Origin of the sequence: Trichocoleus sp. DQ-A1, from assembly GCF_039961955.1 — a bacterium.
GTDB lineage: Bacteria > Cyanobacteriota > Cyanobacteriia > Cyanobacteriales > FACHB-T130 > FACHB-T130.
On the sequence record NZ_JAMPKE010000001.1, the window covers coordinates 136,527 to 151,486 of the forward strand.

Annotated in this window: 17 protein-coding genes; 11 read left to right on the forward strand and 6 right to left on the reverse strand. The window is 46.6% G+C overall.

Annotated elements, in window-relative coordinates; genetic code table 11:
- Nucleotides 1-102 precede the first annotated feature (102 nt).
- The 4 genes from NDI33_RS00585 to phaA all read right to left on the reverse strand — a co-directional run bounded on the left by NDI33_RS00585 (nt 103) and on the right by phaA (nt 4,522).
- Entirely contained in the window at nt 103-957 is an 855-nt protein-coding gene (locus NDI33_RS00585) for an alpha/beta fold hydrolase (RefSeq protein WP_347275942.1), read from the reverse strand.
- Nucleotides 958-1,040: 83 nt separating this feature from the next.
- Complete coding sequence (gene phaB, locus NDI33_RS00590) at nt 1,041-1,763, reverse strand: acetoacetyl-CoA reductase PhaB (RefSeq protein ID WP_190678150.1); 723 nt, start codon at nt 1,761-1,763, stop codon at nt 1,041-1,043.
- A 194-nt stretch (nt 1,764-1,957) separates the two neighbouring features.
- Entirely contained in the window at nt 1,958-2,995 is a 1,038-nt protein-coding gene (locus NDI33_RS00595) for a hemerythrin domain-containing protein (protein ID WP_190678152.1), read from the reverse strand.
- A 336-nt stretch (nt 2,996-3,331) separates the two neighbouring features.
- Nucleotides 3,332-4,522, reverse strand: a complete 1,191-nt coding sequence (phaA, locus tag NDI33_RS00600) for an acetyl-CoA acetyltransferase PhaA (RefSeq protein ID WP_190678155.1) — start codon at nt 4,520-4,522, stop codon at nt 3,332-3,334.
- Nucleotides 4,523-4,886: 364 nt separating this feature from the next.
- Between phaA and NDI33_RS00605 the strand changes: the two genes are divergently transcribed.
- On the forward strand, nt 4,887-5,168 hold the full coding sequence (locus tag NDI33_RS00605) for a hypothetical protein (protein ID WP_190678158.1): 282 nt from the start codon (nt 4,887-4,889) through the stop codon (nt 5,166-5,168).
- Between the two features lie 417 nt (nt 5,169-5,585).
- On the forward strand, nt 5,586-6,812 hold the full coding sequence (locus NDI33_RS00610) for a sensor histidine kinase (RefSeq protein WP_190678161.1): 1,227 nt from the start codon (nt 5,586-5,588) through the stop codon (nt 6,810-6,812).
- A 46-nt stretch (nt 6,813-6,858) separates the two neighbouring features.
- Here the strand turns inward: NDI33_RS00610 and NDI33_RS00615 are convergent, their stop codons facing one another.
- Nucleotides 6,859-7,266 carry a response regulator gene (locus tag NDI33_RS00615; RefSeq protein WP_190412129.1) on the reverse strand — a complete coding sequence of 136 codons (408 nt, stop codon included), beginning with the start codon at nt 7,264-7,266 and terminating at the stop codon, nt 6,859-6,861.
- A 405-nt stretch (nt 7,267-7,671) separates the two neighbouring features.
- On the opposite strand from NDI33_RS00615, the gene NDI33_RS00620 reads away from it, so the two are divergent.
- The 3 genes from NDI33_RS00620 to NDI33_RS00630 all read left to right on the forward strand — a co-directional run bounded on the left by NDI33_RS00620 (nt 7,672) and on the right by NDI33_RS00630 (nt 9,952).
- Entirely contained in the window at nt 7,672-8,205 is a 534-nt protein-coding gene (locus tag NDI33_RS00620) for a vitamin K epoxide reductase family protein (RefSeq protein WP_190430598.1), read from the forward strand.
- A gap of 112 nt (nt 8,206-8,317) precedes the next feature.
- Entirely contained in the window at nt 8,318-8,515 is a 198-nt protein-coding gene (locus NDI33_RS00625; protein ID WP_190678163.1) for a hypothetical protein, read from the forward strand.
- A gap of 408 nt (nt 8,516-8,923) precedes the next feature.
- On the forward strand, nt 8,924-9,952 hold the full coding sequence (locus tag NDI33_RS00630; RefSeq protein ID WP_339380190.1) for a chemotaxis protein CheB: 1,029 nt from the start codon (nt 8,924-8,926) through the stop codon (nt 9,950-9,952).
- Nucleotides 9,953-10,160: 208 nt separating this feature from the next.
- Here the strand turns inward: NDI33_RS00630 and NDI33_RS00635 are convergent, their stop codons facing one another.
- The gene (locus tag NDI33_RS00635) at nt 10,161-10,586 is read right to left on the reverse strand and encodes a nuclear transport factor 2 family protein (RefSeq protein WP_190430596.1); all 426 of its coding nucleotides are present in this window, start codon (nt 10,584-10,586) and stop codon (nt 10,161-10,163) included.
- 121 nt (nt 10,587-10,707) lie between these two features.
- Here NDI33_RS00635 and NDI33_RS00640 point away from each other — a divergent pair, with 121 nt between their 5' ends.
- The 6 genes from NDI33_RS00640 (at nt 10,708) to NDI33_RS00665 (ending at nt 14,858) form a co-directional block, all read left to right on the forward strand.
- The gene (locus NDI33_RS00640; protein ID WP_190678165.1) at nt 10,708-11,214 is read left to right on the forward strand and encodes an N-acetyltransferase; all 507 of its coding nucleotides are present in this window, start codon (nt 10,708-10,710) and stop codon (nt 11,212-11,214) included.
- A gap of 122 nt (nt 11,215-11,336) precedes the next feature.
- Nucleotides 11,337-12,299, forward strand: a complete 963-nt coding sequence (locus tag NDI33_RS00645) for an aldo/keto reductase (protein WP_190678168.1) — start codon at nt 11,337-11,339, stop codon at nt 12,297-12,299.
- A 593-nt stretch (nt 12,300-12,892) separates the two neighbouring features.
- The gene (locus NDI33_RS00650; RefSeq protein WP_190436200.1) at nt 12,893-13,132 is read left to right on the forward strand and encodes a hypothetical protein; all 240 of its coding nucleotides are present in this window, start codon (nt 12,893-12,895) and stop codon (nt 13,130-13,132) included.
- Nucleotides 13,133-13,515: 383 nt separating this feature from the next.
- Nucleotides 13,516-13,896: a hypothetical protein gene (locus NDI33_RS00655; protein WP_190678174.1), complete on the forward strand. Its 381-nt coding sequence runs from the start codon at nt 13,516-13,518 to the stop codon at nt 13,894-13,896.
- Between the two features lie 186 nt (nt 13,897-14,082).
- The gene (locus NDI33_RS00660; protein ID WP_190413854.1) at nt 14,083-14,289 is read left to right on the forward strand and encodes a chlorophyll a/b-binding protein; all 207 of its coding nucleotides are present in this window, start codon (nt 14,083-14,085) and stop codon (nt 14,287-14,289) included.
- Nucleotides 14,290-14,387: 98 nt separating this feature from the next.
- Nucleotides 14,388-14,858, forward strand: coding sequence for a DUF4383 domain-containing protein (locus tag NDI33_RS00665; protein WP_190413853.1), 471 nt, complete (start codon nt 14,388-14,390; stop codon nt 14,856-14,858).
- Nucleotides 14,859-14,960: the final 102 nt, after the last annotated feature.

Genomic DNA, 14,960 nt, shown 5'->3' on the forward strand with positions numbered 1-14,960 from the left:
ATCTAGAAATGCTTGATTTAATTGAAATCTACGAGTTCAACTTCTACCCAATAAATAAGCCAGAGCCAGCGTGCCTACATCAGCCGCAGGGTTGACAGTTCTCTAAGCAGCAACTCCAGCAAGAAACTGGCTCAAATGGTCACTAAAAATTTCCGGGCGTTCGACATGGGGTAAGTGACCGCAATCCGGGATTAAGGCAAGGTGTCCTTGCTTTAGGCGGCTAACCGCGTCGTGAGCTTGCTCTTTTGGAAGAACCAAATCCTCCGTCCCCCACACGACTAGAGTCGGCATCGGTAACTCTCCTAGAGAGTCGAGAAACACTTGATGCTGTCCAAATACATTCAGCTGGGCGCGCAGCGAGGTCAGAGTAGCTTGAAGAAAACCGGGCATCTGAGACATTCGCTCTTGCTCTGCTATCCACACCGCGGGAGCCTGCGCGGGGTGGGCGAAGAACAGTGTCGCCCGTAACCAAGACCGCATCTTAGCACCAGGAGGCGTTTGGCACCCAACGATCGCTACATCCCCATACCCAGGTAAAGTTAACTGAGACAGCAACGGGGTGACAGCGTAACCAAGCCCGGAACTATCTACCAGCACCAAAGCTGCGACTTGTTCGGGACGGGATAGGGCAAAGCGTAACGCAACTTGACCGCCTAGGGAGTTGCCCACTAGCACCGCCCGCTCAATTCCCAGCGCGTCAAGAAAATCGACCAAGAACTGCTTAAGAAACTCTGGCGTGTACTCAAGGGATGGTTTGGCACTATCACCGAAACCGGGAAAGTCCGGCGCATAGACGCGATAGGTAGCTCCCAGGTTGGGAAGCACCCAAGACCAATCAAGAGCGCTGGCACTATCTCCATGTAGCAGCACTAACGGTAGACCATCATCGCCTGCTTTAAAGTACCGGATGCTTAAACCGCTCACATTGATTCGCCGCTCTTCAACCTCTGTTTTCACGCTTGGCTCCAATCCCATCTAAATAATGAAGTTTAATTATTAGTGTTGAATGTTCATTCAACCCAATGCGATCGCTATCGCCCTTAAGTGTGATGAGCGCCGTTGACTCTCACAACTTCGCCAGTGACGTAGCTGCTTGCGCTCGGTGAAAGCAGGAATGCAACTGCCCAAGCAACTTCCTCCGGTTTACCGAAGCGACGAAGCGGAATCTCGGACACAATGCGCTCTTTCACCTTATCTGGCACCGACTTAACCATATCAGTCTCAATAAATCCCGGTGATACAGCGTTGACTCGTACCCCATAACGAGCCGCCTCTAAAGCGAGGGACTTGGTTAAACCAATCACAGCCGCCTTGGTTGCGGCATAGTTAGTTTGACCGATGTTTCCCCGTTCACCCGAAATCGAGCTGATGCAAACCACAGAGCCTTCTTTCCGCTCGTACATTTTGGGGATAACGGGCATCAAGGTGTTGTAAACGCCTTTCAAGTTAGTGTTAATTACGGCATCCCAGTCTTCGGTTGTCAATTTGGGAAAAAAGTTGTCTTGGGTAATCCCAGCATTCGCCACAATCCCGTAAATTGACCCTAGTTTCTGTTCAACCTGTTCTGCTACTGCCGTCATCGCTGCTTTGTCGGTTACATCAGCTTGAATTGCGATCGCTTTATGCTGACCATTGGTAGCGCTGCGGTGGGTGTAAGCTACCTTAGCTCCCAGCTCCTCCAAGAGACTGACGATAGCGGCTCCTATCCCTCGATTACCACCCGTTACCAAGACGACTTTATCTTCCAGTCCCAAAGACACCATGAGCCACTTTCACCCTTATTTCTATTACTGATTCCAGTGTCTTCGCCGCTTAGCGCCAATATTTGCAGTTGTAGGTTGGGAGGATGGATTTATTAACGCCCAATTTCCTACGTAGGGGCATGGCAATGCCATGCCCCTACAAATCGCGAATTGTGTATGTAATCAGTACAGCAAGATGCTGACTTTTATTGCAATTAGGCTGACATTTCTTGCTGAATCTTGCTCTTGGCAGCTTTGAATTCAGTAGCCATTTGCTCTTTCTGTTCAGTGCTACAATTTTTGTCAATTGCCGTGAACATCGTAAATTCTTCTTGGCGAATGTGGTCGCCAACCACTTCCATTAGGTCTTTAATTTTTGATCTGAAATGGTCGGCATTAGCAGGGTCAATCGCCTTAATTTCATCGAGCATCTGCTTCATTTGCGCTTGCTCATCGTAAAGCTCTTGAGTGTTGTCATCGCCGTAGAAAGAGCGTACTTTCGGGTACACGACTTCTTCTTCTGCTTGAGCGTGTGCTAATAAATCTTTGTAGATTTGCCCGAAATACTCTTGGAGCTTTTGAGGATCTTTCGTCGCTCCAACTTCAGTGAAAAGTGTATTCACTTTCTCATGATCCAGCCGGATAAGGGTCTGGATATTCATATCTTGCTTGTCAGTGTTTTGCGTAAGCACACTGCCAGCTACACCAGATAGGGCAGCAACTGCATCTTGCACCCTTGCCCAGAGTCCCTGATGCGCGTCTTGACCAGTCATTTCGCGGACTCCCACCTGTTCGAGCATCCCCTTGAGCTGTTCTTGGTGAGCGCGACCCTCGAAGTTAACAGTATTGAGAGGCCCAATTGCCAGTTCAATATCAGCCCCTACAACTTGAGCGGCTTTGTGGATCATGATTCCACTCATGGCTTGACCATGCTTTATCAGTTCGTGGTGAATGAGTTTTTGATAATAGGTAAACTCATCACCTGACATCATCTGCTCAAACTGCGGAATAAATATCTTGGTTGCAGCACTCGGTTCAGATTGAATGCCGTATTGAACGATTACAGTGTCTATGATGCCCAGGTGTTTCTGGTCATCAGAAAGCATATTTTGCAGACGCTCACGGACATCTTCATAAGGGCAAGAATCTATGAGTTTTTGCTCGTTAGAGATGATTAAATTTAGAAAGGCTTTCAAGTCTGCCAATCTTTCAGCGATCGCCATCCGCTTTGTATCGTCTATTGTTGTAACCATGCTTTGTTATCCTGTAGGAAAATAATCTGATTGATACCCGCTTCACCGCAGAGGTAATGTAGCTCAATACGAGTTGCGCAAATATTACTCACAGAGCTTTTAGAGGCGTTGTTCACCCCTTGCTTTGAGAACCCGAACGAACACCATTACCTTAGTTCTGGAAATGGGTTATTTCAAGCGAAAAAAACCTTGAATATATTGATTTTGTCGTTGATCCAGTTCTCTTCCACCTAGCCCAGGTTAGATGTTTTGGTTTAGTCCACGAAAAGCTGAGTTGAGTTACTGAACCAAGAATTCTACGGCTATACGTTGTAAAAACCTTGGAAGTGTCAATTATCAAAGCCGCTCAATTGCGATCGCAGTTCCGCCACCAGTTCCATGACACACCGATGCCAGTCCCATCTGTCCATTTCGCTCCTGTAAGGCGTTGAGCAGCGTGACGATAATTCGCGCCCCCGACGCACCGATGGGATGCCCCAGCGCGATCGCTCCTCCATAGACATTCAGCTTCTCGTAAGGAATGCCCAGCTTCCGGTTGAACAGCACGCTACTCAGAGCAAAAGCCTCGTTGTTCTCGAACAAGTCAAAATCGTAGATTCTCATCTTGAGCTTGTCTAAAAGCTTGTTGACTGCCAGAATCGGAACTTCCGGGAAGCGCCAAGTTTCTCCACCTATCGACGCTCCCCCAAGGATGCGAGCTAAAGGTTTGAGTTTAAAGCGTTCCACCGCCGTTTTGCTTGCCAAAACTAAACCTGCGGCTCCATCGGATATCTGACTGCTGTTTCCAGCCGTGAACACCCCATCTTCTCTAAAAGCAGGTTTTAGCTTGGCAAGGCTCTGCAAGGTGGTTTCGGGGCGAATTCCCTCATCCTTGTCCACGAGTTGCAAACCTTTTTTCCCCTCTATTCTTATTGGTGCAATCTCCTTGTTGAACCAGCCGTTCTCGGTTGCGATCGCTGCCCTAGCTTGTGAATATAGCGCTACTTCGTCTAAATCCTTCCGCGTCACTTGGTAAGCTGCTGCCAGCCGCTCAGCTTGCTCTCCCATCGTTTCGCCGGTCGTGGAATCGGTAAGACCGTCGTAAAGTAAAATATCGCTGAGTTGCTCTGGCGCACCCAGTAGCATTTTATACCCCCATCTGCCTCGATGCGATAGGAAAAACCCTGCCTGGGACATGGATTCCATGCCGCCAGCAAGTATGATTTCCGCTTCGCCAGAGCGGATAGCGGTGGCGGCGTTCATCACGCTCATCATTCCCGACGAACACACCATATCCACTGCATACCCATTCACCGTCTGGGGAATCCCGGTTTTGAAAGCTGCCTGACGGGGCAAAGACTGCCCGTGTCCCGCCCTGAGTACATTACCAAAGATATATAGGTCTAAAGCTTCCCCCGAAACTTCCGCCCGATCCAACGCTGCTTGCATGACGTGGGCACCTAATTCTACTGGGGAAAAACCCGCTAACGCACCTCCGAACCGACCGAGCGGTGTCCGTACTGCCGAGACAATATAGGCTTCTTGCATACATCCTCATTATTTTTTACAATGTCAGGTCTTGTAACTTTACTAACTTAAGGCGGGATATTCCTTGAGGCTACTTTCATTAGTTTCAGGAAGGTTTCACCATTTACAATAAAGTCGAACTAAAGCCAGCCATTGTGATAGCTTCCCGCAAATAAATTAACCCCTATTCTGCAACAAAGGGATTTTTCCCAAGACCGTAACGCCGAAATTCAAAAGACGCTTTTTTGTAAATTATATTTACAATTAACTTAAAAAATTTAGTTTATTTATAAATCATCCATTAGAGCTAATCACCAATTATTATTTGATTAAAATAGTGGACAAACCATCTGTATTACATAAGAAAGTAACAGGAGTAACACTAATGGATTGGGCAAATAATTTTGAGCAGTTTACCAGACAGTTAAGCGAGTTGCAGAGTGGTATTCTCAAGAGCTGGACTTCTACCATGCCGGCTATGCAAGGTTTCAATACACCCAGTTACCGCGAGAATTTCGAGAAAACTTTGAAATTTCAGGAAGAAGTGCTGGCAAGTTCTCTGCAATTTCAGGCTTTGCTGGCTCGTCTGTCAATCGAAACTCAGAAGCAATTGTGGGAGGGATATTTTAATACGATCCGGAGTACACAGAGCCAAAAATCTGAGTGACTATTAGAGTTGTTTTTGAGATACGAGTGTTTTCAGTTTTTTTAGAGTTTGTTTGTAAAACAATTTACTTTGCAAACATCCTCTAAGGATTAATAAAGCTCGCCAAGGTATTTCTTGGGAGCTTTTTTTACTATAAAACAGTTTTGGAAAAAAGTTTTATATTCGCTTCTTATCATCAAAGCTTTCAATCTAGTAAACAAGCCACAAACCAAAATAAACCTGCTAATTTATTTAATCCTCTACCTACAGAAAGGACATAATGTTAAGCAAGCTTGTACTTTTGAATACAAAGGCCGAAGCTGAACTTTGGAAAGATTTCCTAAAGTCCAGTTACCCGACAAGTAAACTGCGCGATCGCTCAATGTAGAATGATGCCAAGAAGGTTTTGACCGATTCCTCCTCACGCCTCTTGCCATCATGGATTTTAGCCAATTGCTTGTTGGAAAAATAGACGCGATCGCCAAAAACTGGGTTGAAGCAGTCCGTTTGGATAGGCAGATTTCCAGCACTGACGATTTACCCAGATCGGCGATCCGGAATCATATTCCTGATGTGCTAAAAGCGATGGCAACTGTACTTTCCCGCTCCCAAGAAAACGATATTCAGTCCATCGTCCAGAACAGTTTGCATCATGGTGTTCTGCGGGCTGAACAAGGTTTCGCTACCACTGAAATTGCGCGAGAGTATCGTCTACTGCGCCAGACGATCTTTTCCACTTTAGAGGCAGATTTACTAGAGGGTACGGTTCCGGAAGTGATGCGAACCTACAATGCAATTGACGCGACCATCGACGAAGCGATCGCCCAATGCTTCAAAAGTTATGTAGAGGAGCGATTGCAAGAACTACAGCAGGTGCAAAGTCAGGTAGAGTTAACCAATCAAGAACTCACTCGCTTGGTAAAAGCGAATCAGGATAATCTCTCTCAACTAGCCCACGAACTGAAAAATCCTCTGAATTCAATTATTGGCTACTCGGAGCTGATGTTACGCTCTTCACGAAAGAATGTTGAAGTTCAAGACAATTTCCCGAATCTGGAACACATTGAGCGCGTGCTACGCAATAGCAGGCACTTACTGCGCCTGATCAACGATACCCTGGAAATTTCCCGGTATTCAGCAGGGAAGATAGAACTGCACCCAGAACTAATAGATGTACGCTCTTTAATCAACAATGTAGTTGAAATGTTGGAGCCTTTGGCAGCAGCCAAAGAGCTACAAATGGTGGTTGATTGTGATTCGGCTAGTGCCGATAGTTCTGCTGCACGCGCTCCTGAAAAAGTGCTGACAGACGCCTTGCGATTGCAGCAAATTGTCACGAATCTTTTAAGCAACGCAATTCGCTACACAGAGACAGGAAGTGTCCAATTAACGTGTCAGATGTTATCTGATAACCGCTGGTCTATTGCAGTGAGCGACACTGGTATTGGCATTGCTCCTGAAGACCAGGCGCGGGTTTTTGACCCTTTCTTTCAAGCTGGAACTCGCGATCGCATGCCCGATAGCACTGGCTTAGGTTTAGCAATTGTCGCCCAACTGGTAAACCTAATGCAAGGCAAAATCGAGCTGGTATCCCAGGTTGGCGTTGGCTCCACCTTCACCGTCATCTTGCCCCTAGAAGTGAAAACCCTGGAATCAATTTCTTGAATTTTGGTTTTATCTGGTTTTTCTTTTAACTGTATAATTCTTGAAATTATTGAGCAGGATTAACGATACTTTTCAATCGCAAAGATGCTTTAATTCTTGCCATTAACTCCTCAAAATCAATCGGCTTCCGAATGAAGTCATTCGCTCCTAACTCTAATCCTTGAGGGATATTAGCACTCTCACTTGCCGTAATCATCAGAATCGGAATAAAAGGGAGTTGCGGATTTTCCCGAATCCGCCGAGTTACTTCATAACCATCCATTCCTGGCATCATAGCGTCCATCAACACTAAATCCGGTGGCGATGCTTCTATCTTGGCTAACGCTGACTTACCATTTCTAGCGCTATCAATCTCATACCCTTCTTCCGCCAAAATCTCCTCTAGGAGGGATACATTATCCTCTAAATCATCTACCAATAAAATGCGTTTAGCTTGAGATTGAGACGATACCATAAAATCGACCCTCCATTTGGGGAAAGATGCTTATAAAAGCTTTTAAATTTTCCAATCTTTTAAATAATAGTTATTTGCTTACTAGCTAACCTCTTACCTAAGGGGAGTTTCACTTAAACCAACGGAAAATCGTGAGAAGAAAAAGGAATCTAAATATTAAGCCAATTTGTAATTTTGAATACAAAAAGAGATGAAGTGTAACATTTTATAACTACCTCCAGCGTCAGAGGTAGGCATCAAACCGATTCGTGAAAATGGTAAGCAATTTATTCGACTATCAGCATCGGCAGCATTGGGCGCGATTGCTGCCGAATTGGATGCAGACTGCGTATTCTATTCGTCGGTTGAAAGCTTCGTGCAAGCCGATGCGACCGTCAACGCATACGTTATCGAGGATTGCGCTTCATGGAGCCACAACAACTAAGTCAGGAACTGCGGAAAGGACAAAACCCTCACATGAGCCGTCGCCGAGCGATTATCGGCTTGTCTATGCTAGGGGGTTCGATGGGACAGCTTGTTACCCTATATCAGACCGGGATTATTAGCCATCTACCCGATCCTCCCGGACAAACGCTTTTCGATGCAGACCGCGTTGACGCATCTAACTATGCATACAGCCGATTTAACTCACCCGATGGCCCGATAATGGTGCTTACTTACGCCATCACCGCTTGGCTGGCGGCTGCGGGTGGTCTCGATCGCGCTAGACGCAACCCGCTCTTACCCATTGCAATGGGTATCAAAATCCTGATTGACGTGGTGACTAATCTTGAGCTAGCTCGTGAAGAGTGGAGCGAGAACAAAGCCTTTTGCGAGTACTGCCAGGTGGCGACGGTTTGCTCGTTAACGTCTCTAGTGCTGGCAGCGCCTGAAGTGATTGCCGCTACTCGCGCCTTGCTGGGACAGGGCGACAAGAACACCGCAGACGACGCACAGTAAACGCACAGTCATCGATACCAGGAAAGCCCAAAGCGCCCCAAAAGCTCAATTCCTTGCGTAGGGGCGTATTTGTGCTGTGCCGCTACAGAATGATCGGTAAGGGATAAATCAGTTGGTTGTTGCGCTTGGTGAACGAGAAGTGCGCGATTCTCTTTCGGAGACGCTACGCGATCGCTTAGACAATCCCGAAGATTTCGAGCGGATTCAGCAGACGGTGCAAATGTTCAAGGATGTCTTGCCGGAATTGATTGTACAGGATGCCCTATTTCATAGGGGTCTGGCAAATCTTAAACCCGTCACTAAACTTTGACCGGAATTGAGGAGATTTCATCAGATGGTGGTTGAGCGATCGCTGATTTAAGGCGTTAAATGAGCAGTGGATACGATTGGTTAAGCCTGTAATGCTTATAGAAAGAGCATTACAGGCTTAGTTTTGTCTTCTCAGGAGGAGAAGAGAATTTTGCCTAGATTGACCAACAATCAGACAGTTGCTCTTAGCGACCATTTTTCCCCTGCTAGACAAAGGCAAGTTTCGATAAGCTGGAAGAAACGAACAAGCGCAAGCAGCCTATAAGTTTTTGCTGTTAGCAGTCACAAGAGGATACCACTTACTATTTTTACCATTCATAAACGACTGGACTTGAGTGAGTAGATGCGTTCTACTCTCGCTAAAAATCATGAATTCCGCAAGGTAATCGCCTTTAGTCAAGGAAGATAAGTGATAAAGCCTGAGATCGTCGTCATTGGAGCATCGGCGGGAGGGATGGAAGCCCTGAAAAAGCTCCTTGCTCAACTCCCCTCCAATTTTCCGGGTGCTATTTTTATTGTTTGGCATATTGCCCCAGCGTATCCAAGTGTTTTGCCCCAAATTCTGGATCGGGTTTGCTCGCTGCCAGTCGCCCATGCAATTGACAAAGAGGCAATCAAACCGGGACGGGTTTATGTTGCTCCCCCCGATCACCATCTGCTTGTCGAATCGGGGTATGTCCGAGTCACGAAGGGCCCGAAAGAAAATCGCTTTCGTCCCTCGATTGACGTCTTATTCCGCTCCGCCGCTCGGAGCTATGGAAATCAAGCGATCGGGGTGGTTCTTACTGGAATGCTTGATGATGGGGCATCTGGGCTGTACGCAGTGAAGGAGCAAGGCGGGAAAGCGATTGTCCAAGACCCTTTTGATGCACTTCACGCCTCCATGCCTATCCAAGCGATGAAAGCGGTAGAGGTTGATTGGTGCGTCCCCGTCGCAGAAATGGGCGCTTTATTGATTGAGATGACAAACGAAGCCGTCGAGAAGAAAGGAGGACATCTGGTGTCTGAGCAGATGGACATTGAAGTCAAAGTAGCGCGGGAAGACAATGCTTTTGAGAGCGGCATCATGAAGCTTGGGAAGCTCTCTCCCTATACCTGTCCAGAGTGCCACGGGATGCTTCTGCAACTGAAAGAAGGCAACATTATCCGGTTCCGTTGCCATACAGGACATGCCTATTCCCTAAATTCTCTGCTTGTAGAAGTAACGGAGTCTATTGAAGCCTCACTTTGGAAAACACTTCGCGGGATCGAGGAGAGCGAAATGTTAATGAGCCACATGGCTAAACATCTGGGCGAAACGAACGATAGTGAGATGGCGGAACGCTTTTTGCAAAAATCCGAACAAGCAAATAGGCGAGCTAGCCTAGTTAGGCAGGCGGTGATGAGCCACGAAACCCTAAGTCAGGAGAAGATAATTAACCTGGATGGGTATGAGTAGCGACCAACCAAAAGCTTACAAATCGCCCAAGTTTGCCAAAAATCGACACGATTAAATCACCGCCCTATCTACAATTCACTGAGATATTGAATCAGGCAAATAACTTTTGAACCGCCATCCTTCAGGCTACCGCCCGCGATCGCAGTACTGAAAAATACGCTAGGCACCTTTTGAACTATCGAGTCTACCTCCACGGCTACTGCTCAGGCTACTGCTCAGACGTTCCCGGCTCAATCCGTGCCCCAAGCTGAAGAATCCGTCCGAGATCGTCAGCGTTTCGCCAAGTTTCCAGTATCTTGCCGTCAGCAATCCAATGAATGAACGTAGCCGTGAATGTCTGAGGCTGACCGCGACCGGGTATACCAAGGAAACTGTCTTGGACACAGGTGTTGATCGCACGCACGGCAACTTTGTCACCCTCAGCAATTACGTCTTCAATCGTCCATTTCTGCTCGATAGAACCCATTGTCCGAAAGAGTTCGCGAACCCCGTCCGGTCCAGGGATAAGCTCTGGCGGACCACCATGCATCCTCCAAGTCGGGGCAGTCATCTCGCATATCTCCTCAATCTTGTGTTCGTTGATGAGTTCAAACCACCGTCGAGCAATTATTTTGTTGTCCTCGATAGAAGACATGGCTGCCCCTCCTAAGAGCGAGATTAAAAACTGAATGCTACACACCCATGCAAACCCTAACGGCTAGCTTCCGCGATCGCTTATGAATTTTGCAACACAATCAATCAAGTAATCCTCCGTAATGAATCTAACAATCAGAAAAGAAGTTACTTCTGATGTGGCGGACATCAAAGCATTGACCACTGCCGCATTTCTCAATGCCGCCCATACTAGCCACACTGAGCAGTTGATTGTTGATGCCTTGCGTAACTCAGGGAACTTGACAGTTTCTCTCGTTGCCGAGGTGAATGGACAAATCGTTGGTCATGTTGCTGTGTCCCCGGTTTCCATTTCCGATGGGAGTCAGGATTGGTATGGACTCGGTCCGATCTCTGTCGCTCCGGAACATCAAGGCATTGGAATCGGGTCACAGCTTATGAAGCAGGCGTTGACTACTCTACGGGAGCTTGGTGCAGGTGGATGTGTATTGCTTGGCGAACCAAAATACTACAACCGTTTTGGTTTCAAGAGCCAGCCAAATCTTGTTCTACCCGATGTTCCACCTGAATACTTTCAAGCGATTTCATTCGGCGCACGGATACCCAGTGGAGTTGTCTCATTCCATAAGTCATTTAGCGTACAGGGCTAACACCGCTATTACAAGATCCAGCTCTCGTGTGCCTCTAGCAAGATGTTGCGAACTTTTCCTTGCGTTTGAATTTGCTCATAGCTATATGCACTTAAGCAATAGCTGGCAGATAAGGAGAACACATGTCAGAAAGTACGCCAAACTCAGAAATGCTATACCGAACTCTCGGCAGTACAGGAGAGCGCGTTTCTGCGATCGGACTCGGTGGCTGGCACATCGGATTGAAGAACGTTGATGAGCAACTGGGTATCCGGATTGTTCGCGCTGCGATCGATCGTGGCATCACTTTTATGGATAACAGTTGGGATTACAACGGCGGAGTCAGCGAGATTCGCATGGGGAAAGCGTTGCGCGATGGCTACCGAGACAAAGTATTCCTGATGACGAAAATTGACGGTCGCTCCAAGAAAGAAGCTGCAAGACAGCTAGACGAATCACTGGAACGTCTGCAAGTTGATTGCATCGATCTCGTCCAACACCACGAAATCCTTCGCTTCGAGGACCCGCATCGAGTTTTCGACCCAGAAGGGGCAAATGCCGCTTTGATAGAGGCGAGGGAAGCTGGCAAAGTCCGATATATTGGCTTCACCGGGCACAAAGACCCCCAGATTCATCTGCATATGCTGGAAGTTGCAGCCAGTAACGGGTTTAAATTTGATGCGGCTCAGTTGCCGCTGAATGTGATGGATGCACACTACCGAAGCTTTGCGAAGCTAGTTGTGCCAGAACTGGTTAAACAGGACATTGGCATTCTGGGGATGAAAAGCATGGCAAACGGGATTCTGTTACGGTCAAATACGGTAACGCCAATTGAGTGTCTGCACTATGCATTGAATCTGCCGACATCGGTTGTGATTACGGGAATTGACAGTATGGAGATTCTCGATCAGGCGTTTGAAGCGATGCGGACATTTCAGCCAATGAATGACGAGCAGGTGCGATCGCTGTTAGCAAAAACGGCAGAAGCCGCATCACGAGGCGAGTTTGAGCCATTCAAAACTTCATCAATTTTCGACAGCACTGCCCAGCATCTAGATTGGCTGGGAGAGGAACCACAGCGCATTCAGCAATTGATGCCAACGTGATCGAAGACGCGATCGCAAGTTTATTGCTATTTCTCAAGATCGCAACCCTACATCTGTTTCAGTAATGCAGACAATTTTGTGACTAGCCACTCCTGTTCAACGAGCCGTAATCTGGAGCCAATCATATAGTCTTGATAACGGGTACGGATGATACACAACCGCTCGTGTTGATAGCGCAATAGCACCACATACCTCTCATCGAACAGTTCGATACGAAGAACATCGGACAGGGGTAGGTGTACCAACGTCGGCGAAATGGGGTAAACAGTTGTAATCGCAACGCTTGAGGATCGATGACAATCTCTACAACCGTCCATTGCAAATGATAGCTTTTAGATCGACAGCTTTCATCAAAGCAGCTATTTTACACACCTTCCTATAAGAATCACAATTTGCTTGATGGCAAGTCTTGCTTCTCGCTCAAATAAATAGCAAATGTTAACTCTAATTGTGCTTTATCATACTTTTTGGCTAATTACCCAGTAATATCTCCTATTAAATTAGTCATAGAGGCAGTCCTAACCGGAGATAGAAAACCCTTAATAAACTAAAGAATATCCTAGTAGAATAGCCCAATTTATAAGGTGCAGTTTATGACAATAGAAAATCCTCAAGACAATCGGCAAGATGAGGTTAAATATGACCCTCAAGATAATCCTGGAAGCGAAACAACTGTACCAACCACAGAAGAGGGGGACACTCCGCTTGATGAGAGATATCGTATGACGAGTCAACAAGCCGATTCTGAAACCAGTCCCGGTGCGGAACCTGAAGCTCCAGGAGCTTCTCCTAAGGTGGTAGGCGCTCCGAATCAAGGAACTGATTCTCGTTAAAAAGATTAAAGATTCCTGAAAATTAGGCAAGTCTTTGATGAAAATGAACTGCTCGGCTCGGTTCTATCCCGCTGCTCCAAGGATTCTGGGTTGAGAGCTAGATTTAGCGATCGCAAAACCAAACACGTATGCGATCTCAGCTAATTTTGTAGGTTGGGTTGAGGGAAGAAACCCAACTCAAGGTTTGTCTGTTGAGTTTCGCCGCTCTATACAACGAACTGAAGTGCTAGTTGCTCTGACTGAAATGCTGCTTCTGGCTTGTGTATTTCGCCCTAGTTGTGGCTGATGGCGATCGCGAGTGAAGCTAGTGGAAGGGGAGAGGTTGATACCACAGTAATTGTTCTAAGAGATTCACCGATAAATTAGAAAAGAGTAATGCATCCATGCCGAATCAAGCAAGTGAGCCAAATCAAGAAGTTGGCGCATCTCAACAGGCTCAAGTTTTTGCATTCTCCGATGCAGGTGGAAGTGCTGTTTTAGATGCAAACATTGCAGCAGGAGTCAGCACAAACCCAGAGGGAGAAGAGATCGCGCATCCCATTGCTTCTAATTTCTCATCCACAACCATAACCACAGGCGATGCCAAAACTGCTGGAGCTTCAACGATTGCAGGCTCTTATGCAGCAGATGGCGAGCAGTCGGAAAAAGGTCGGGTTAATCTTCACAACAATCCCGACGTACCCAGTAGCGATGCTCAAGGAACGCTACCCGATACTGACCCAATTCAACTTCCGCTCGATCCTGAAGTCAATCATCCGGAATAAAAGTTCGGGCTTTTCTCCCCAATTTTATCGGTAAATAAGGATGCTTTTTCTTGTGCCGATATTAACAGTTGAACGTTACAAATCGAATCTTTAGATATAGGTAGAATGCAATCCTAACGGTAGACAATACTAGCAAATCTACTCGATAGCATGAAATCAAAACAACGTCATTGAGAACGATTCACTATGAAAAACTCAACCATCAATACTGCTAAAACCCCTACGGTCGCTCCAGCATATAACGGTTCCGATCGCAATGCCTGGATTTTTGGCTGGAACCCACAGCAAGAGCTATGGAACGGTCGCCTAGCAATGCTGGGTTTTGTTGCCTATCTTCTTTGGGATATGGCTGGTTATAGCGTTCTTCGGGATGTACTCCACCTGGTTCGCTAGAAGTTGAATGGTCAGTTAGAAGCTGTCTGTATTTCTCCAACAGCAGCAAAACACTTGTTTAGCCCACACCCAAAATTTTAAAAAACCAAAATACTGCCATGCAAACATCAACATCGCAAACATCAACATCTTCAGTTTCTTCAATTCGTTACGCTGCTCTAATCCTAGGTCTCCTTTTCTTGTCACTTGGCTTAGCTGGATTTATGCCTGGTTTTGTCACTCCTTCTGAGAACTTTACCTCCGAACCAGGTTTCGGCTATATATTCGGAGTATTCCCCACCAACTATTTTCATAATGCAATTGGCGTTTTAGTGGGTGTTTGGGGAATTGCGGCATTTACTAGCTTAAGCGGAGCAATTGTGTTCAATCGCATCTTCGCTATCCTTTATGCAGCAGGTGCTATTTTAGGATTGCTGCCCTTTGCAAATACGCTGTTTGGGCTTACACCACTTTTTGGAAATAATATCTGGCTCAATGCTTTAACTGCTGCGATCGCTTTCTACTTTGGATTTGTGAAGTCAGCAGAAATCGCTATGCCAAGTTCATCGAATGCTCAACCTAGCGCGTAACCAGAATACCTTCTCGAAGTAGAGACAGTGTTCTAATGCTTACGGCTGGAAATTATTTCATCTGCCCTCCTTGGCTTTGATTCTGTAATGCAAAAGTAGTCC